Genomic DNA, 16,820 nt, shown 5'->3' on the forward strand with positions numbered 1-16,820 from the left:
CGGGGGACAACGGCCGCGCCCCCTGCTAGCAACAGGCGTCACATAACTGGAGCTCGCATGCTGCGTCGCCTGTACGACTGGGTCATGGGATTGGCCGCCTCGCGCCACGCCCCAAAGAGCCTTTTCGCCATCTCGTTCGCCGAGAGTTCCTTTTTTCCCATCCCGCCCGACGTGATGCTGGCGCCCATGGTGCTGGCCCGACCGGACCTGGCCTGGCGCTATGCGGCGATCTGTACCGCAGCCTCGGTGCTGGGCGGCATCCTGGGTTACGCCATCGGCTTTTTTCTGCAGGACCTCGGCATCTGGATGATGGCCGTCACAGGCCATGCCGGTGGTCTGGCCGAGTTTCAGTGCTGGTATGGCAAGTATGGCGTCTGGGTGATCCTGGCCAAGGGCCTGACCCCCATTCCCTACAAGCTGGTGACTGTCGCCTCCGGTCTGGCGGCGTTCAGCTTCCCGATGTTCATCATCGCCTCGGTCCTCACACGCGGCGCGCGGTTCTTCGCGGTCGCCTGGGTGGTCAAGAAGTTTGGCCCCGCCCTTTTGCCTGTCATCGAACGCCGCCTTGCCCTGTTTGCCGGCGGCCTGTTCCTGCTTCTTGTCATAGGCCTGACGGCTAGCCATTTCCTGGGTGGCAGCAGCGGAGGCGCTTGCGCGGTATGACGAGCGACATCAACGATCCCGAGGCGACCACCGCCGGGCCAGCGGCGGTGCAAACGCCGGCCATCGAACTGGTGCGCGGTCCTGTTGCGGTCGAGGCGCCTGCGCCGATCAAGACGTCGATCATCGATCTCGGCCTGGCGTGGTGGCCGCTCATCGCCCTTCTGGCCAGCGCCGCCATGCTGGCCAGCGCGCACGCCTTCGAGACCTTCGGCAAGCTCTACCCGTGCACCCTATGCCTGCGGCAGCGCGAGGTGTTCTGGGTCGCCGGAACCGTGGCCCTGATCGCCTTGGGCGCCCGCTACAGCCCCTGGGCCGCAAGGCTGCACCGGCCGTTCGATCTGCTGCTGGGCGTCATCTTCCTCTATGGCGCGGGCCTGGCGGCCTTTCATGCCGGTGTGGAATGGAAGTGGTGGCCGGGGCCGACCACCTGTAGTGGCGGAACCTCGGCGGCCGCCGGCGATCTGGTGGCCATGCTCAAGGGCGACAAGATCAAGCCCCCCGCTTGCGACGAGGCCGCCTGGATCTTCCTGGGCATCTCGATGGCCGGCTGGAACGCCCTGATCTCGCTGGGGCTCGCCGCCGCCGCGCTGACGGCGGGTCTGCGCAAGACCGAGGCCATGCGATGAGCAGCCCTGCCCCTCGCCGCCCCGGCGCCGGCGCCGCCCGGGCGCGCCTGGCCGAGATCCTGCGCGTCGATCAGGCCGGCGAACTTGCTGCAGTCAATATCTATCGCGGTCAGGCTGCGGTGATGCGCGCCAGCCCCGGCCGCGAACGTCTGGCCGCGCAACTCAAGGAGATGGAGGGCCACGAACAGGTCCACCTCAGCCGCTTCGATCAGTTGCTGACCGAGCGCGGCGTGCGCCCCACCCTGATGTCGCCGCTATGGCGCGCAGCGGCCTTCGCGCTGGGCGCAGGCACCGCCCTGCTGGGCGAAAAGGCCGCCCACGCCTGCACTGAAGCGGTCGAGACCGTTATCGAAAAACACTATGCTGGCCAGATCGCCGAGCTTACCGACCGCGATCCGGAACTGGCGGCCGAGCTCTCGCAGTTTCGCGACGACGAGCTGGCCCATCGCGACCTCGCCATCGAGGAAGGCGCCCGCGAAGCCCTCGCCTATCCCCTGCTGAGCGCCGTGATCCAGGCGGGCTGTCGGGCCGCGATCAAGATCAGCGAGAAGATCTGATCCTCTTGGCGTTCGCGCAGGGCCGGCCTACCCATGCTGGCAAAAGCACCGACCTGGGAGTCCCGCTTGTCTCGTCCGCCCCTCCGCCCTGAGGCCGCCTGCGCGGTTTTCCGGCTGGCGCTGAGCGCGGGAAGCCCTGACGGCCGCCCGGGCCGGCCAGAATTCATCCTCGGTTGACGATGTTCATTCACTGAATGGGGGCGAGGTCGTGGCTATGAAGCGGCCTCACCGAGAACCCATCCATGCTGACGCCCAACCATGTTGTGATCGCCGCTCGCGCCGTACTGCTGGTCGGCGCGGCGACCGCCGCGATCCTGATGCTGGGACCGTTTCAGGGGATGGAAGCGGTCGTCGGCCTGACCGACAAGAGCGCTCACGCTATCGCTTTCGGCGGCCTTACGGCGGTGTCCTTCGCCGCATTCCCCCGCATGCGTCGCTCGGACCTGGCTCGGGCCGCCTTGATCCTTGGGGGAGCCGCGGAGGTCGCACAGATGTTTGGTGGCCGAAGCGCCAGCCTTGCGGACTGGGCCGCCGACGCCGTGGGTATCTTGACGGTCTATGGTTCCAGCCTGATCGAAAGCGCAAGAAAGATGGCGCGCGACCATGGCAACCTGCCCTTTTCGGCCATCAAAGCCATGAGCGAGCGTTCGGCGGGTCGCAGAGGCAACGCAGTAATGACGCCGATCGCGGCGAGCCAAGGCGAACACCCCGGCCGTTTTTCAGATCGCGCAGCGCGACGCTTCCCTCGGCGCGACCCCGTCTAGATCAGGTCGCCGCCGCCAGTGCTTCTTGCCCTTCCGGGGTGATCTTCCAGCCCACGCGATCGCGCTGCGCATAGCCCAGATCGGTCAGGGCGCGCGCATCGCTGATATTGATCCAATCGACATCATCGCCCGCCTGCTTGCGGGCGAGATTTTTCAACGCCAGCATCTGGCCTTCGGACAAGGCCATCTATCGAGCGTCCAACGCCGGTTCGACCGTCTCGGCGTCCGCCGGGCGAGCGGCTTCGCACAGCTTGCGCAGTTGCTTGAGCATGGAAGGGCCGCTGATCTGGCTGGGCGCGTCGGAGAAGCCCTCGGTCTTCAGCTGACGCCGAATGTCGGAGATGTTCGAGTATTCACCAGACCGCGCCAGTTGGAAGGCGCGTTCGAGAGTGGTTGGTCTGTTGGTCATGCGTCACCGTACAGGAGACGGTCCCCAACAGCGAGATGTTGTTCTTTCGAACACGCAGGAACAAGCGTGGTCGGGAAACGTTGGTCAGCTTCATCAGAGGACATGACCATGACTGATACCAAGCAGAAACAAGACGACTCCGCTCCCGGCGTGCTTGGCGACTGGTCCCAGGCTCAGGACCTCGGCCAGCCCGGCCATCCGGAAGATCGCGTCAGCGAAACCGACGTCAAGGAAGCCTTCCAAAAGGAAGACACCCCGACGACCCGGCTGGTGGAACCCGTGCCGGAAGGTGAAAAGCATGACCAGCTCGCCGAGCATGTGGATCTCGCCGAAGATCGGCAAGAGGCCCTGATCGACGAGAGCCTTGAGGAAAGCTTCCCAGCCAGCGATCCGCCTAGCGCCAAGCGGATCACCTGACGCGACAGCCCGCTTTTCGCCGACGCATCACGCCTCCAGCTCGATGTCCCAGTAGAGGTAGTCGAGCCAGCTGGCATGCAGGTGTCCCGGCGGGAAGCGGCGACCGCGATCCTGCAGCTCGTGCATGCTGGGTCTACGCGCCGTGTGAAACGGGTGCATGCCCGCCTCGCGCGGCGTTCGCCCGCCCTTGCGCAGATTGCAGGGCGCGCAAGCCGTGATGATATTCTCCCAGGTCGTACGCCCGCCGCGAGAGCGGGGGATGACATGATCAAAAGTCAGGTCGTCGAGGGAGGAGCAGTACTGGCACGTAAACGCATCGCGCAGAAACAGATTGAAGCGCGTGAAGGCCGGCGGCCGGTCCTGCGGCACATACTGCTTCAGCGACACAACGCTGGGCAGTTTCATCTCGAACGACGGCGAATGCACGACATGGTCATAGGTCGACACGACCTCGACGCGCTCAAGGAACACCGCCTTGATCACCTCCTGCCATGGCCAGAGGGACAGCGGATAATAGCTGAGAGGCCTATAGTCGGCGTTCAGCACCAGCGCCGGCATGCCGGACGGTGGACGGGAGAGGACCTGCATCAGGACCTCCCTCTGGAGCCGCATAGGCTCCTGTGAATCGGATACGCGATCGGACTGAAGACGGGCCTCCTTCCTACGCATTCAAAGGGAATCGCCATTCATTCCCGAACGCCTTCAAAGGATGATCCAACTCCGCGACGGAACCAAGACATCTGACAGCAAGCGATCAGAATGGTGGAATTTCGCCCTTTTTTACCGCGCCATAGCAGCGCCAGAGCAAATGGGCCGCGACGGCCCGATAGGGTTTCCAGGCCTCGGCTCGGGCATAGGCCTGCTTCTCGTTTGGCCTGATCTCGGCGCGGTCTGTCCAGCGCATGGCTTCCTGCAAGGCGACATCCCCGGCGGGGAAAACGTCCAGGCGTCCCTCGCAGAACATCAGATAGGTCTCGGCCGTCCAGCGGCCGATGCCCCTGACCGCCATCAGGGCGGCCGAGGCCTCATCGTCCGACATATGGCGCAGAGCGTTCAAGTCGCAGAGACCCGAGACATGCGCTTCGGCGATGGCGCGGGCGTAGCGAACCTTGGGCCGCGACAGGCCCATGCCCTGCAGGTCGACATCCTCCAGCGCCAGCACCTTCGCAGGCGACACCTCCCCGAGCCCCGCCTCCACCCGGCTCCAGATGGCCCCGGCCGAAGCCAGGGACACCTGTTGATAGACGATCAGTCGAAGAAGGCCGGCGAAACCGGGCACGGCGGTCCGCCACGGGAACTCCGGCGTCACGGCCTCGATGGCCGCCAGGGCGGGATCGATCGCCGCGAGATGGGCGCGAGCATCCCGGATCTGCTCGGCGGTGGGGGAAAGGTCTGCGGTCACCCCACGAGCAGACCATCCACGCCCTGCGGCGGCAACCCGATCCTTGCTCTATGCGATGGAGACGATCTCAACCTCGCCGCCCGCAACCATGGCCGTGTCGCCGATGGTCTTGCCGAGCAACGCCCGGGCCAGCGGCGAAACATAGGAAACTGACCCGTCAGCCGGATCGGCCTCGTCCTCGCCGACAATGCGGAACGTCTGGCGACGGCCGTCCTCGCGGTCAAAGGTGACGGCCTGACCGAAATACACCACGTCGACGGGACCCGCAGGCTCCGTCAACTGGGCGCTGGCCCTGCGCGCAGCATAGAATCGCAGGTCGCGAGTGGCCCGGGCCATGGCCGTACGATCCTCAGCGACGCCGCCCGTGGCCTGAGCGGCGCTGTAGGCGGCGCGGGCGTCCGCCAGCCACGTCTCGAGCTGTGCCAGGCCCCTGGCCGTGACCAGGTTGGGATTGGGGGAAATCGGCCGATCGAGCAGGTCAGCGGCGAAGGCCTCGCTGTCGCCTTCCTTGGTGAAGGCGACGCTCATCGGCGGGTGATCTGGACTGAAATCAACATGGGCTGAAAATCCGAAGGCCGGCGGGATGTTCCCGGCGCGGACCGAAGGTCCCAGGCGCGTCGGCTCCTTGTGCTAACCTCCGGCGCAAAGCGTTTCAAGCGCGTGCGCCTCGCAAGCCGGCAGCGAACGCGACGGCGGGACGGTCTTTTGCAGAACCAGCCCCGTCGTTCGCGGACAAAGCGACCTTACAGAACGACGCCTGCGACGGCGCCGGCGACAGCCAGGGCGAGCACAAGGAAATAACCGCCGGCCAGACGGTCGAAGGTGGTTTCAAAAGCTTTGAGCGAGCGGAGCATGATGCAAATCCCTCTTGGTTAGTCGGCCTAGCCGGTTGCCGGTCGGAGCCCTGCCCGATCTGGACAGTGCTTAGATAGCATCGATCTAAACGCCGTCAAGATAATCTTTACAGTGCTTGGATGAAATTTTGGAAAGGAGGCGCTAGAGTGAGGACGATGACCAACGCAGCTACCGAATCCCGCCCCTATCACCACGGCGACCTGAGCCGTGCCTTGGTCGATGCCGCTCGCCGCATTCTGGAAAAGGACGGTCCGGCGGCGCTGTCCCTGCGCGCGGTGGCGCGTGAAGCTGGCGTCAGCCCCGCAGCGCCCTATCACCACTTCAAGGACAAGGGCGAACTGCTGGAAGCGGTCGCCCACGAGGGCTGGTTGGCGCTGGATGCCGCTTTGACCCAGTCTCGCGCCTCGGCCACCAATGCGCGCGACCGGATGACCAGCATCGGCGTGACCTATGTGCAGTTCGCGCGCGACAACCCCGCCCTCTACCGCGTGATGTACGACTGTTCGCGCGACAAGGACGCCTTGCCCGAACAGATGAAAGAGGAAGGCGCCTATTGCCAGGTGCGCAACACCATCTCCGAACAGTCCAGTGGCGGGGTTACCGACATCGATCTGGAACTGGCCACCATCGCGGCCTGGTGCGCGGGCCATGGCCTGGCCGAGATGATCAGCTTCAAGCAGTTCGCACCGCTCAAGGAACGGCTGGGCGGCGAAGACGCCTTCCTGCGGGCCGTATTCGAACACCTGGGCATGTTCACGAAGTTCGACCGGGGCTGAGCCCTTGGCGTTCGCCACCCGGTTCGCGCCGTCGCCGACGGGCTACCTGCATCGCGGTCATGCCTTTTCGGCCCTGACGGCTTTCGAGGCCGCGCGCGCTGCGGAAGGCCGCTTCATCCTGCGCATTGAGGACATCGACGCCACCCGCAGCCGGCCTGAATATGAGGCGGCGATCGCGGAGGATTTGGCCTGGCTGGGTCTGGACTGGGAACAGCCCGTCCGCCGTCAGTCCGAGCATCTGGCCGACTATCACGCCGCCATCGAGACCCTGCGCGAGCGCGGCCTCGTCTATCGCTGCTTTCGCACCCGCAAGGAACTGGACATCGGCCGCGCCCCGCACGAGCCGCAGACGCCCTTCATCGGCGGGCCCTTGCCGCCCGCTGAGGAGGCAGAACGCCTGGGGCGTGGCGAGGCGTTCGCCTGGCGGCTGTCGCTGCCAGAGGCGAAGAAGGCGCTCGGCGGGTTCGATGACCTGACCTTCTTTGAGGAGGGGGCATGCCCTGACGGTCAGTCCGGTCTGATTCAGGCCCGTCCCGAAAGCGCTGGAGACATCGTGCTGGCGCGCAAGGACGTCGGCATCGCCTATCATCTGGCGGTCGTTCTGGACGACGCCCTGCAGGGCGTCACCCACGTCATCCGTGGCGAGGACCTGTTCGAGGCGGCGCACATCCAGCGACTGCTGCAGGCCCTGCTGAACCTGCCCACGCCGACCTATCGTCACCACCGCCTGCTGATCGGCCCGGACGGCAAGCGCTACGCCAAGCGCGACAGGGCCCAGACCCTGCGCGAACTCAGGGCGGCGGGCGTTACGCCAGCGGACCTGCGCGCGGAGATGGGCTTCTAGCGGACCCAGTAGCGATAGGCGTAGCCGGCCGCAAACCCGTCGCGTTCATAGAGGGCGATCGCAGGCCCGTTGCTGGCCTCAACCTGCAGATAGGCGCGACGCGCGCCCAGCAAGGCCGCCTCGGCCAGCAGGGCCCCGAGCACCCTCCGCGCCAGGCCCTTGCGACGATGCTCGGACGTCGTGCGCATGCCAAACACCCCGGCCCACTCGCCCTCCACGGCGCAGGCGCCCAGGGCCGCAGGCTGCCCACCGACGACCAGACGCGCGAAACGCGCCGGGGACGGGATGCGGGCCAGGGTTTCCAGCCGCTCGCGCGCGTCGTCGACATTGCCGCCCGCCGAGGCCGTGAACACCGCCTCGAAGCTGGGGTCAGGCGCGGCCGAAAGGGTGACTTCCGGATCGGACCGCCCCAGGGCGGGGCCGATCATCACCAGGGTCTTCTTGCCGTCCGCATAGCCCCGCCGCGAAAGACGTTGCGGCAAGTCTTCCGGCATTGTCGCCCCGTCGGTCAGCTTGAAGCGCGGCGGCAGGCCTCGCGCCTGGAACCAGGCTTCGGCCGCGTCGATCGCCGTCTCGATCTCGCGATCCGGTTCGCCCAGCGGCCAGCAGGCATTGGTCCGCATCGACCAGCCTTCGGCGGCGTTCAGCCGCCAGCCGCCAAGCACCGATCGCTCACGCGCCGGCCAGGCCCGGTCAGCGATCGGTTCCAGAACGGCGGGATCGACGTCCAATCGCCCGCTACTCGGCCAGCAGCTTCTCGACCAGACCCCGCGCCTCGGGGCTAGCCCAGTCGGCGTCACCAGACAGGCGGGCGCGCTCGCGGCCCTGCTTGTCGTAGATCACCGTGGTCGGATAGCCCGCCGCGCGCGGCTCCATCTCGAACGACATCTTGTAGGACGGATCGCGATAGAGCTTCAACGGCGCATTGGCCGCCATCTCGGCCTGGGCCAGGTTGAGGTCCGAATCCCGGTCGACGCTGACCGGCAGCACCTTGAACGGCTGGGTCGCATAGGCGGCCGCCAGCTTGGCCAGGGTCGGCATCTCCTTCTTGCAGGGCGCGCACCAGGTGGCCCAGAGGTTCAGCACCACGACCTGCCCCTTGAAGTCGGCAAGGGTGACCGGCTTTCCGGCCTCATCGAAGAAGGTTGTGCCCGGCGCGGCGCGGGGCGATGACGGCACGTCGAGCTTTACCAGAGAGGCCCGCTTGAATTCATTGAGGTCGGCCGGCCCTGAGGGTTTGAACGAAGCGGCGGCGATGACGTATAGAACCGCCGCGACGCCGACGAGCATGGCGGCGCCGATCGCCCACTTCAGCGGACTACGCTTCGCCGCACCTGGTCCGTTACCGCCCGACCCGTTCTCGCTCGACTGGATTTCGCTCATATGACCGACAACGCCTCCGAAAAACCCGCTGCCGCCAAGGGCGGAGAGGGTCAAGCCATGTGGGGCGGCAGGTTCTCGGCCAAACCGGCGGAGCTGATGCAGGCGATCAATGTCAGCATCGGCTTCGACAAGCGCCTGTGGGCGCAGGATCTGGCGGGCTCCCGCGCCCATGCCCGGATGTTGATCAGCCAAGGTGTGATTGCAAGTAGCGATGGCGAGGAAATCCTCGAAGGCCTGGCCAGGGTCGAGGACGAGCTGCTGACCGGAACCTTCCCGTTCCGCGACGAGTACGAAGACATTCACATGAATATCGAGGCCCGGCTGCGCGAGCTGATCGGCCCGGTGGCCGGCCGGCTGCACACGGCCCGTTCGCGCAACGACCAGGTGGCGCTGGACTTCCGCCTGTGGGTCCGCGAGGCCTGCGACCGTTCGGCCGCCCAGCTGGACGCCCTGCAGCGCGCCCTGCTGGCCCAGGCCGAAGCCCATGCCGACGCCCTGATGCCGGGCTTCACCCATCTGCAGCCGGCCCAGCCGGTGACCTTCGGCCACCATCTGATGGCCTATGTCGAGATGTTCGGCCGCGACGCCAGCCGCTTCCGCGACGCCCGGACCCGGATGAACGAATGCCCGCTGGGCGCCGCCGCCCTGGCCGGCTCGCCCTTCCCCATCGACCGCCACGCCACGGCCAAGGCCCTGGGCTTCGATCGTCCGACCGCCAATTCGCTGGACAGCGTCTCGGCCCGCGACTTCGCGCTGGAAGCCCTGTCGGCCGCCTCGATCACCGCCACGCACCTGTCGCGCCTGGCCGAGGAGATCGTGCTGTGGACGACGCCGATGTTCGGCTTCATCAAGCTGACCGACGCCTTCACGACCGGCAGCTCGATCATGCCGCAGAAGAAGAACCCCGACGCCGCCGAGCTGATCCGCGCCAAGGTCGGCCGCATCCTGGGCTCGCTGACCACCCTGACCGTGGTCATGAAGGGGCTGCCGCTGGCCTATTCCAAGGACATGCAGGAGGACAAGGTCCCGACCTTCGAGGCCTTCGACGCCCTGGAACTCTCCCTCTTGGCCATGGCCGGCATGATCGCCGACCTGACGCCCAACACCGACAAGATGGCCGCCGCCGCCGGCGCGGGGTTCTCGACCGCCACCGATCTGGCCGATTGGCTGGTGCGGACGCTGAACATGCCTTTCCGCGACGCCCACCACGTGACAGGTTCAGCCGTGAAGACGGCCGAAGGCCTGGGCGTGGATCTGGCGGATCTGACCCTGGAACAGTTCCAGGCGATCGAGCCCAAGATCACCGCCGAGGTCTATGCCATCCTCACCCCGGCCGCCTCGGCGGCCAGCCGCATCAGCTATGGCGGGACCGCTCCCGCCCAGGTCCGCGCCCAGATTGCGCGTTGGAAGGAACTGCTCGGATGACCTTGCGCCCCCTCGCTCTTCTGACCCTCGCCGCCCTGGCCCTGACTGCCCCCATTCTTACGGGTTGCGGCAAGCAGGCCGAACTGGAACGTCCCGCCCCGATGTGGGACGCCCAGAAGAAGGCCGCCTGGGAAGCTCAGCGCCGCGCGGCCTCCGGCACGGCCAACCAGCCGGCCCGCGTGGGTGGCGCCCAGGAAATCATGGATCCGGCGTCCAGCAACCGCACCGTCCGCGCGGCGCCGCTGGCCGGCACCGCTCCCAACCCGTTCGGCGGCCCGTCGGCGGCGGGCTTCCCAGGCGCGACCCCGAATTAGGCTTTGACGTGAATCACTTCGAGTACGGCCCCGAGGGCCTGGCCTGCGAAGGCGTCCCCCTGGCGCGCATCGCGGCGCAGGTCGGCACGCCGGTCTATGTCTATTCCCGCGCCACGCTCGAGCGGCACTTCACCGTGTTTCGCGACGCGCTGGAACTGTCCGGCGTCGCCGATCCGCTGATCGCCTATGCGGTCAAGGCAAACTCCAATGTCGCGGTGCTGAAGGTCCTGGGCGATCTGGGCGCCGGCGCCGACACGGTCTCCGAAGGCGAGGTCCGCCGCGCCCTGGCCGCCGGCATTCCCGGCGACCGCATCGTCTTTTCCGGTGTCGGCAAGACCCGGCGCGAGGTCGAGTTCGCCCTGCGGGTCGGCGTCGCCGAGATCAATGTCGAGTCCGAGCCGGAGATGAACCTGGTGGCGTCGGTCGCCGCCGAGCTGGGCGTCCGCGCCAAGATCGCCTTCCGGGTCAATCCCGATGTCGCGGCCGGCGGCCACGCCAAGATCGCCACCGGCAAGGCCGAGAACAAGTTCGGCGTCTCGTTCGCCGAAGCCGCCCGCCTCTATGCCAACGCCAGCAACAACGCCGCGCTGGAGCCCATCGGCGTGGCCTGCCACATCGGCAGCCAGATCACCGACCTGGCCCCCATGCGCGAGGCCTTCACCAAGATGCGGGGCCTGGTCGAGCAACTGCTGGGTGAAGGCCTGTCGGTCGAGCGCCTTGATCTGGGCGGCGGCCTGGGCGTGCCCTATTTCAACATGCCGACCCCGCCCTCGCCCGCCGACTTCGCGGCGATGGTCGGCGAGGTGACGGCCGGCCTGCCCGTCAAGCTGGCCTTCGAGCCGGGCCGCGTGATCGCCGCCAATGCCGGCGTGCTGGTCAGCGAGGTCATCCACGTTCACGAGCGCCCCGAGGGCCGCAAGTTCCTGGTCATCGACGCGGCCATGAACGACCTGCTGCGCCCGGCCATGTATGACGCCTTCCACGACATTCGCCCTGTTCTTAAGCGTGAGGGCGACGCCGGCCCCTATGATGTGGTCGGCCCGATCTGCGAGACCGGCGACACGTTTACCCGTGACCGTCTGTTGCCGCCGCTGGCGGCGGGCGACCTAGTGACCTTCATGTCGGCCGGGGCCTATGGCGCGGCCATGGCCAGCGAATACAACACCCGGCCCTTGGTGCCCGAGGTGCTGGTCGACGGCGACAGGTTCGCGGTAATTCGCGCCCGGCCGTCCTATGAAGAGATGCTGGCCCGCGACCTGATCCCCGACTGGGTCTGAGCACCGACATCGCCACGCGGCTTCACGCGATTGACCCGCTGAAGGCCCTCCCCTTGCGATGGCGGGAGGCGATGCCTGCGGACGTCTTAAAGGGGGCTGCGACGATTTGGCATAGTAACGCCGGGTACCGCTATCGAGGCTCGGAAACTGTTACGATAAAGGGAAAAGGACAGAGGGCCGGCTGATCGCTCTCATGTCGCGGCACCTCAAAACTACCCGTTTCGGGTATTTAAGGCACGCTGCGGCGGCATGAAATCTCGTACCAATCTGGACCTTAGCGGTGTGTTCAGAAGCCTGCGGCCTTTGCGGCTGCGTGGGCCTGGGGGGCCCAGGCGTGTTGAGTACCAGGGAAGCAGCCTAGATGTTCGGAATGATACACAGATCTGCGCGGGACATGATCCTCGAGCAGTTCGGGGCGCAGGCCTGGGACAAAACCCTGAACGCCGCCGATCTTGATGACGCCATTCTGGTCAGTGTCCAGTCCTACCCTGATGACGTGACGTTCAGACTGATCAGCGCGGCAGCCGCCACTGCAGGTCTGACAGTCGAAGACACCCTTCATGCCTTCGGCCGGCACTGGGTCCGGGCCTCCGCTCAAGGACCGTATGCCGGCGTGCTTCAGATCCTCGGAACCTCGCTACTGGAGTCCCTCAACAACCTCGACCAGATGCATGCCAGCATTCAGCTCGCCATGCCCGGAGCGCAGCTGCCGCAGTTTTCTGTCCTGTCTCAGGACGACCGCTCCATTCGGCTGGCCTACTATTCCAAGCGGGCGGGACTGGAGAGCTTCGTCTGTGGCCTGCTCGACGGCATGTTGGAAAAATTTGCGACGCCCGGGTTGGTAGAGTTCAGCGGCCAGGACGGCGATGCCCGGATCTTTACCATCACCCTCGCGGAGCCCGATGCCGCGTGAGCCAAAGCTTTGAACTGACGGGCCAGCAGCTTGACGATCTGTTTCCCTGTCACCTGCTGACAGACGCCGGCCTCAATCTGCAAAGTGTCGGCCGGTCGATCGCGCGACTGCTGCCGGGCGCCGTGGCAGGGGCGTCCCTGGCCAGCCTGTTTGTCGTCGAACGACCGATCATGGCCCTGGATCCGGCCATGGCCGCCCGAAACAAGGTCGCCATTCAGCTTCGGTCCCATGATGGCCGCATACAGCTTGCCGGAACCGTGATCGAACTGGCGCAGGGTTACCTGTTCTGCCTCGCCCATTCCGTCAGGGCCGCGTCCAACTGGGCCGAAACGGGGCTGACCATCGCCGACTTCTCCCAGGCGGACCAGTCCCTGGCCATGGGCACGGCGGTAGCCATGCAGTCGGTGCTGATGGCGGAGATGACCGACCTGGTCGACAACCTGCGGCGTGCCCGCAATCAGGCCCAGGCGGCCAATGAGGCCAAGTCGACCTTCCTGTCGGTCATGAGCCACGAAATCCGCACACCCCTGAACGGCATTCTCGGCATGACCCAGGCCATGATCCAGGACGCGGTCGACGCCCGCCAGCACTCGCGGCTCGATATTGTTCTGAGGTCGGCCGAAACCCTGCTGGCCATTCTCAACGATCTGCTCGACCTTTCCCGGATAGAAGCCGGGGAAATGTCCCTGGAGTCGATCGCCTTCGACATGGGCGATTTGTGCAGCGGAGCCTATGCGGCCTTTACCGCCCTCGCGAACAAGAAGAGCCTGTCCTTCTCCTGCGACATTTCCGCCGTTGAGGGCCGCTATTGCGGCGACCCGACGCGAATAAGGCAGATCGTCTACAATCTGATTTCGAACGCCATCAAGTTCACCGAGCATGGACAGGTCGGCATCCAGGGCCGCTCAACCGAGGACGGGCTTGAACTTGCCGTCTTCGATACGGGCATCGGCATAGCCCCAGACATGCTCAACGAGATCTTCGAGCAGTTCCGCCAGGCCGACGCCTCGATCAACCGCCGCTTTGGCGGGACCGGGCTTGGTTTGGGCATCGCCCGCAACCTCGCGGCCCTGATGGGCGGCTCGATTACCGTGGAAAGCCAGCCCGGGATCGGCTCAACCTTTACCGTCCGCCTGCCGCTTCCGCGTGCCGAAGAGGACGCGCCAGCGGCCATCCTGCCGGACCTGGTCCCAGTGAGATCGCAGGGCGCGCTGCGGATTCTCGCCGCTGAGGACAATCACATCAACCAGCTGGTGCTGCGCACCCTGCTTGAGCCAGCCTGCGCCACACTGACGGTGGTCGACAATGGCCTCCAGGCGCTGGAGGCCTGGCGCCTGGAATCCTGGGATGTGATCCTGATGGATATCAATATGCCGGTCATGGGCGGCCTGGAGGCCAGCCGCATGATACGGGAACAGGAGCTTTCGACGGGGCGGCAGGCGACGCCCATCATCGCCTTGACCGCGAACGCCATGGCCCATCAGCTCAAGGACTATGAGGGGATGGGCATCAACGCCACGGTCGCCAAACCGATACAACTGGCCTTGCTGTTCTCGACCCTCTCTGAGGTGATGTCGGCCTGAGGTCCACCGGCCTGGTCCAGTTCGATCCCTGCCGACAGGGCTGGCGCAGGGCCTGCCCTGGGACGGGACGCACAGGTTCGCATCCTCACCGGTTTGACCGGCAAGTTTGGGGAGGCGGCGGAGCGTCCGGGCCAGACCCGGATGAGTTTGTGTATTGGAGTACCGTTTCGGCCGTGGCCGGAGCGCTCCGCGCGGCTGTTGGTCAGGAGCATCGCCGGGCTGGCGGGGTTTTAACCCGCTCCGGTAGCTAGGCCCCTGGCGGGCGGAAGGGAAGCGACCCCACCGGACCGCGCGGGCGATTTCAGCCCGCGCCTGCAGCGCTCGCCGCCGTCGTCGAAGGGGGCTCCCGGATCAACACGGCCCGAAGCGCCCGACGACCCACTCGGAGCCACCCACGCCTCGCAAACCGATCCCGCCGGGACCTTGGGACAACCGCAGACGAACACGACCCGCTCGACCGCCCCCACCACCCGTCAGGTCGCCAGCTGGACGGCCTCCCCAGTGGTGGGGCGAGGAGAAGTATGCGGGCGTTTTGGAGGGGGCTGCGTCGATTTTGGATCGTGACGCTGGGTGGCGGGGTTAGGGCGTTGAATTTGTTGGGCGCGAGGGGTGCTTATCCTCGTGGGAGCACGGGGATCGGCCTCCGCCCGCTCGCAAGCGGGAGTTTTGAAGGTCCGCTTAGGGTGGTTTGCGGACGTCAGGCTCAGCACGCCCCCTCCGTCACGTCGCCTATCGGCGCCGCGCCACCTCCCCCGCACGCTTCGCTACGGGGCAGGAGAAGAACAGCCTACCCCTCCTGCCCCGTGAAACGGGGGAGGTGGCGCGATGCGAATACGCATCGTGACGGAGGGGGCGTCCGGCGTCGGCCGTCTTTCCGGGCAAACGGAACGTCCAACTAGGGCCGAAGGCGGAAATCAGCACCGCCGCCAAAAGGCGCCCCTCGCCCCCCCTACCCGCCCGGATGCAGCCCCGGCGCTTCCTGGCCCGTGCGGGTGACGTATTCCGTATAGCCGCCGCCGTACTGGTGGACGCCCTCGGGGGTCAGTTCCAGCACGCGGTTGCTCAGGGCCGCCAGGAAATGGCGGTCATGCGAGACGAAGAGCATGGTGCCCTCGAAGTCGGCCAGGGCCGCAACCAGCATCTCCTTGGTCGCCATGTCCAGGTGGTTGGTGGGCTCGTCGAGCACCAAAAGGTTGGGCGGATCAAACAGCATCTTGGCCATGACCAGACGCGCCTTCTCGCCGCCGGACAGGACGCGGCAGGGCTTTTCGACATCGTCGCCGGAGAAGCCGAAACAGCCCGCCAGGGTGCGCAGCGCGCCTTGGCCTGCCTGCGGGAACGAGCCCTCCATGGACTGGAAGATCGTCTCTTCGCCGTCCAGCAGGTCCATGGAATGCTGGGCGAAATAGCCCATCCGGACGCTGGCCCCGATATTGACCACGCCCTGGTCGGGCTTGGTGTCGCCGGCCACCAGCTTGAGTAGCGTCGACTTGCCGGCCCCGTTGGCGCCCAGCACGCACCAGCGCTCCTTGCGGCGCACCAGGAAATCCAGACCCTGATAGATCGGCTGGGCGCCGTAGCCCTTGTGGACATTGCGCAGGCTGATCACGTCGTCGCCCGACCGCGGCGGGCTCTGGAAATCAAACTTGACCGACTGGCGACGGCGCGGCGCCTCGACGCGTTCGATCTTGTCGAGCTTCTTGACCCGGCTCTGGACCTGGGCGGCGTGCGAAGCGCGCGCCTTGAACTTCTCGATGAAGTTGATTTCCTTGGCCAGCATGGCCTGCTGGCGCTCGTATTGCGCCTGGCGCTGCGCCTCGCTGAGCGCGCGCTGCTGGTCGTAGAAGTCCAGATCGCCCGAATAGGTAATCAGCGAGCCGGCGTCGATCTCGACCACCTTGCCGATGATGCGGTTCATGAACGCCCGGTCGTGCGAGGTCATCAGCAGGGCGCCCTCGTAATTCTTGAGGAAGGCCTCCAGCCAGATCAGGCTTTCCAGGTCCAGGTGGTTGCTGGGTTCGTCCAGCAGCATGCCGTCGGGCCGCATCAGCAGGATGCGGGCCAGGGCCACGCGCATCTTCCAGCCGCCGGACAGCAGGCCGACATCGCCGTCCATGCGTTCCTGGCTGAAGCTCAGGCCGGCCAGGACCTCGCGCGCCCGCGCGTCCAGGGCATAGCCGTCCAGTTCCTGGAAGCGTTCCAGCACCTCGCCATAGCGCTCGAGGATCGTGTCCATTTCGTCGGCCTGGTCCGGATCGACCATGGCCGCTTCCAGCCGGGCCATTTCGCTGGCCAGGGCGCTGACGGGACCGACGCCATCCATCACGGCGGCGACCGCGCTCTGGCCCGACATCTCGCCGACATCCTGGCTGAAATAGCCGATCGTCATGCCGGCATCGATCACGGCCAGCCCGTCGTCGGGCTGCTCCTGACCGGTGATCATGCGGAACAGCGTCGTCTTGCCGGCGCCGTTGGGGCCGACAAGCCCGACCTTTTCACCCTTCTGGATGCCCATCGACGCCTCGATGAACAGGATCTGGTGGCCGTTTTGCTTGGAGATATTGTCGAGGCGGATCATGGGCGGTCTGCTAACGCGGGCGGAGGCAGAACGC

At 66.3% G+C, this 16,820-nt stretch carries 21 protein-coding genes; 12 read left to right on the forward strand and 9 right to left on the reverse strand.

Annotation, left to right across the window (positions count from 1 at the left end; translation table 11 throughout):
• Positions 1 to 57 precede the first annotated feature (57 nt).
• From ACW17Z_RS03435 to ACW17Z_RS03450, 4 genes are all read left to right on the forward strand, one after another.
• On the forward strand, positions 58 to 663 hold the full coding sequence (locus ACW17Z_RS03435; protein WP_419317372.1) for a YqaA family protein: 606 nt from the start codon (positions 58 to 60) through the stop codon (positions 661 to 663).
• Complete coding sequence (locus ACW17Z_RS03440; RefSeq protein WP_492057553.1) at positions 660 to 1,289, forward strand: disulfide bond formation protein B; 630 nt, start codon at positions 660 to 662, stop codon at positions 1,287 to 1,289. The genes ACW17Z_RS03435 and ACW17Z_RS03440 overlap by 4 nt, the downstream gene beginning before the upstream one ends.
• A complete protein-coding gene (locus tag ACW17Z_RS03445; protein ID WP_419317374.1) occupies positions 1,286 to 1,846 on the forward strand; it encodes a demethoxyubiquinone hydroxylase family protein in 561 nt (186 codons plus the stop codon). Before ACW17Z_RS03440 ends, ACW17Z_RS03445 begins: the two co-directional genes overlap by 4 nt.
• A 242-nt stretch (positions 1,847 to 2,088) precedes the next feature.
• Positions 2,089 to 2,610, forward strand: coding sequence for a VanZ family protein (locus ACW17Z_RS03450; RefSeq protein WP_492057554.1), 522 nt, complete (start codon positions 2,089 to 2,091; stop codon positions 2,608 to 2,610).
• A 1-nt stretch (position 2,611) separates the two neighbouring features.
• Here the strand turns inward: ACW17Z_RS03450 and ACW17Z_RS03455 are convergent, their stop codons facing one another.
• The gene (locus ACW17Z_RS03455; RefSeq protein ID WP_419317376.1) at positions 2,612 to 2,797 is read right to left on the reverse strand and encodes a hypothetical protein; all 186 of its coding nucleotides are present in this window, start codon (positions 2,795 to 2,797) and stop codon (positions 2,612 to 2,614) included.
• On the reverse strand, positions 2,798 to 3,019 hold the full coding sequence (locus ACW17Z_RS03460) for a hypothetical protein (RefSeq protein ID WP_419317377.1): 222 nt from the start codon (positions 3,017 to 3,019) through the stop codon (positions 2,798 to 2,800).
• A 108-nt stretch (positions 3,020 to 3,127) separates the two neighbouring features.
• Between ACW17Z_RS03460 and ACW17Z_RS03465 the strand changes: the two genes are divergently transcribed.
• A complete protein-coding gene (locus ACW17Z_RS03465) occupies positions 3,128 to 3,436 on the forward strand; it encodes a hypothetical protein (protein WP_419317378.1) in 309 nt (102 codons plus the stop codon).
• Between the two features lie 27 nt (positions 3,437 to 3,463).
• Here the strand turns inward: ACW17Z_RS03465 and ACW17Z_RS03470 are convergent, their stop codons facing one another.
• The 4 genes from ACW17Z_RS03470 to ACW17Z_RS03485 all read right to left on the reverse strand — a co-directional run bounded on the left by ACW17Z_RS03470 (position 3,464) and on the right by ACW17Z_RS03485 (position 5,692).
• Complete coding sequence (locus ACW17Z_RS03470) at positions 3,464 to 4,027, reverse strand: HNH endonuclease (RefSeq protein ID WP_419321471.1); 564 nt, start codon at positions 4,025 to 4,027, stop codon at positions 3,464 to 3,466.
• A gap of 163 nt (positions 4,028 to 4,190) precedes the next feature.
• Entirely contained in the window at positions 4,191 to 4,838 is a 648-nt protein-coding gene (locus ACW17Z_RS03475) for a DNA-3-methyladenine glycosylase family protein (RefSeq protein WP_419317379.1), read from the reverse strand.
• A gap of 48 nt (positions 4,839 to 4,886) precedes the next feature.
• The gene (greA, locus tag ACW17Z_RS03480) at positions 4,887 to 5,366 is read right to left on the reverse strand and encodes a transcription elongation factor GreA (protein ID WP_492057555.1); all 480 of its coding nucleotides are present in this window, start codon (positions 5,364 to 5,366) and stop codon (positions 4,887 to 4,889) included.
• A 215-nt stretch (positions 5,367 to 5,581) separates the two neighbouring features.
• Positions 5,582 to 5,692 (reverse strand): hypothetical protein, encoded by a 111-nt coding sequence (locus ACW17Z_RS03485; RefSeq protein ID WP_419317381.1) that lies wholly within the window; start codon positions 5,690 to 5,692, stop codon positions 5,582 to 5,584.
• Positions 5,693 to 5,848: 156 nt separating this feature from the next.
• On the opposite strand from ACW17Z_RS03485, the gene ACW17Z_RS03490 reads away from it, so the two are divergent.
• Entirely contained in the window at positions 5,849 to 6,469 is a 621-nt protein-coding gene (locus ACW17Z_RS03490; RefSeq protein WP_419317382.1) for a TetR/AcrR family transcriptional regulator, read from the forward strand.
• A 4-nt stretch (positions 6,470 to 6,473) separates the two neighbouring features.
• A complete protein-coding gene (gene gluQRS / locus ACW17Z_RS03495; protein ID WP_492057556.1) occupies positions 6,474 to 7,313 on the forward strand; it encodes a tRNA glutamyl-Q(34) synthetase GluQRS in 840 nt (279 codons plus the stop codon).
• Here the strand turns inward: gluQRS and ACW17Z_RS03500 are convergent.
• Positions 7,310 to 8,044: a GNAT family N-acetyltransferase gene (locus ACW17Z_RS03500; protein WP_492057557.1), complete on the reverse strand. Its 735-nt coding sequence runs from the start codon at positions 8,042 to 8,044 to the stop codon at positions 7,310 to 7,312. The genes gluQRS and ACW17Z_RS03500 overlap by 4 nt on opposite strands.
• Positions 8,045 to 8,051: 7 nt before the next feature.
• The gene (locus ACW17Z_RS03505; protein WP_492057558.1) at positions 8,052 to 8,696 is read right to left on the reverse strand and encodes a TlpA family protein disulfide reductase; all 645 of its coding nucleotides are present in this window, start codon (positions 8,694 to 8,696) and stop codon (positions 8,052 to 8,054) included.
• On the opposite strand from ACW17Z_RS03505, the gene argH reads away from it, so the two are divergent.
• The 5 genes from argH (at position 8,697) to ACW17Z_RS03530 (ending at position 14,208) form a co-directional block, all read left to right on the forward strand.
• The gene (argH, locus tag ACW17Z_RS03510; protein ID WP_492057559.1) at positions 8,697 to 10,121 is read left to right on the forward strand and encodes an argininosuccinate lyase; all 1,425 of its coding nucleotides are present in this window, start codon (positions 8,697 to 8,699) and stop codon (positions 10,119 to 10,121) included.
• Positions 10,118 to 10,435, forward strand: coding sequence for a hypothetical protein (locus ACW17Z_RS03515; protein ID WP_419317387.1), 318 nt, complete (start codon positions 10,118 to 10,120; stop codon positions 10,433 to 10,435). The genes argH and ACW17Z_RS03515 overlap by 4 nt, the downstream gene beginning before the upstream one ends.
• Positions 10,436 to 10,443: 8 nt before the next feature.
• Positions 10,444 to 11,712: a diaminopimelate decarboxylase gene (gene lysA / locus ACW17Z_RS03520; protein WP_492057560.1), complete on the forward strand. Its 1,269-nt coding sequence runs from the start codon at positions 10,444 to 10,446 to the stop codon at positions 11,710 to 11,712.
• Positions 11,713 to 12,106: 394 nt separating this feature from the next.
• Positions 12,107 to 12,625: a heme NO-binding domain-containing protein gene (locus ACW17Z_RS03525; RefSeq protein WP_492057561.1), complete on the forward strand. Its 519-nt coding sequence runs from the start codon at positions 12,107 to 12,109 to the stop codon at positions 12,623 to 12,625.
• A complete protein-coding gene (locus tag ACW17Z_RS03530) occupies positions 12,622 to 14,208 on the forward strand; it encodes an ATP-binding protein (RefSeq protein WP_492057562.1) in 1,587 nt (528 codons plus the stop codon). Before ACW17Z_RS03525 ends, ACW17Z_RS03530 begins: the two co-directional genes overlap by 4 nt.
• A 949-nt stretch (positions 14,209 to 15,157) precedes the next feature.
• On the opposite strand, the gene ACW17Z_RS03535 is transcribed toward ACW17Z_RS03530, so the two are convergent.
• Complete coding sequence (locus tag ACW17Z_RS03535) at positions 15,158 to 16,786, reverse strand: ABC-F family ATP-binding cassette domain-containing protein (protein WP_492057563.1); 1,629 nt, start codon at positions 16,784 to 16,786, stop codon at positions 15,158 to 15,160.
• Positions 16,787 to 16,820: the final 34 nt, after the last annotated feature.

This window comes from Caulobacter sp. GSs2, from assembly GCF_058680895.1.

Bases quoted from the DNA above. Each gene is read 5' to 3' on its own strand.
- ACW17Z_RS03505 (WP_492057558.1), bottom strand. From the start codon at position 8,696: ATGAGCGAAATCCAGTCGAGCGAGAACGGGTCGGGCGGTAACGGACCA.
- ACW17Z_RS03465 (WP_419317378.1), top strand. From the start codon at position 3,128: ATGACTGATACCAAGCAGAAACAAGACGACTCCGCTCCCGGCGTGCTT.
- ACW17Z_RS03455 (WP_419317376.1), bottom strand. From the start codon at position 2,797: ATGGCCTTGTCCGAAGGCCAGATGCTGGCGTTGAAAAATCTCGCCCGC.
- ACW17Z_RS03515 (WP_419317387.1), top strand. From the start codon at position 10,118: ATGACCTTGCGCCCCCTCGCTCTTCTGACCCTCGCCGCCCTGGCCCTG.
- argH (WP_492057559.1), top strand. From the start codon at position 8,697: ATGACCGACAACGCCTCCGAAAAACCCGCTGCCGCCAAGGGCGGAGAG.
- ACW17Z_RS03440 (WP_492057553.1), top strand. From the start codon at position 660: ATGACGAGCGACATCAACGATCCCGAGGCGACCACCGCCGGGCCAGCG.
- greA (WP_492057555.1), bottom strand. From the start codon at position 5,366: ATGAGCGTCGCCTTCACCAAGGAAGGCGACAGCGAGGCCTTCGCCGCT.
- ACW17Z_RS03460 (WP_419317377.1), bottom strand. From the start codon at position 3,019: ATGACCAACAGACCAACCACTCTCGAACGCGCCTTCCAACTGGCGCGG.
- ACW17Z_RS03450 (WP_492057554.1), top strand. From the start codon at position 2,089: ATGCTGACGCCCAACCATGTTGTGATCGCCGCTCGCGCCGTACTGCTG.
- ACW17Z_RS03445 (WP_419317374.1), top strand. From the start codon at position 1,286: ATGAGCAGCCCTGCCCCTCGCCGCCCCGGCGCCGGCGCCGCCCGGGCG.
- ACW17Z_RS03535 (WP_492057563.1), bottom strand. From the start codon at position 16,786: ATGATCCGCCTCGACAATATCTCCAAGCAAAACGGCCACCAGATCCTG.
- ACW17Z_RS03435 (WP_419317372.1), top strand. From the start codon at position 58: ATGCTGCGTCGCCTGTACGACTGGGTCATGGGATTGGCCGCCTCGCGC.
- ACW17Z_RS03490 (WP_419317382.1), top strand. From the start codon at position 5,849: ATGACCAACGCAGCTACCGAATCCCGCCCCTATCACCACGGCGACCTG.
- ACW17Z_RS03525 (WP_492057561.1), top strand. From the start codon at position 12,107: ATGATCCTCGAGCAGTTCGGGGCGCAGGCCTGGGACAAAACCCTGAAC.
- ACW17Z_RS03485 (WP_419317381.1), bottom strand. From the start codon at position 5,692: ATGCTCCGCTCGCTCAAAGCTTTTGAAACCACCTTCGACCGTCTGGCC.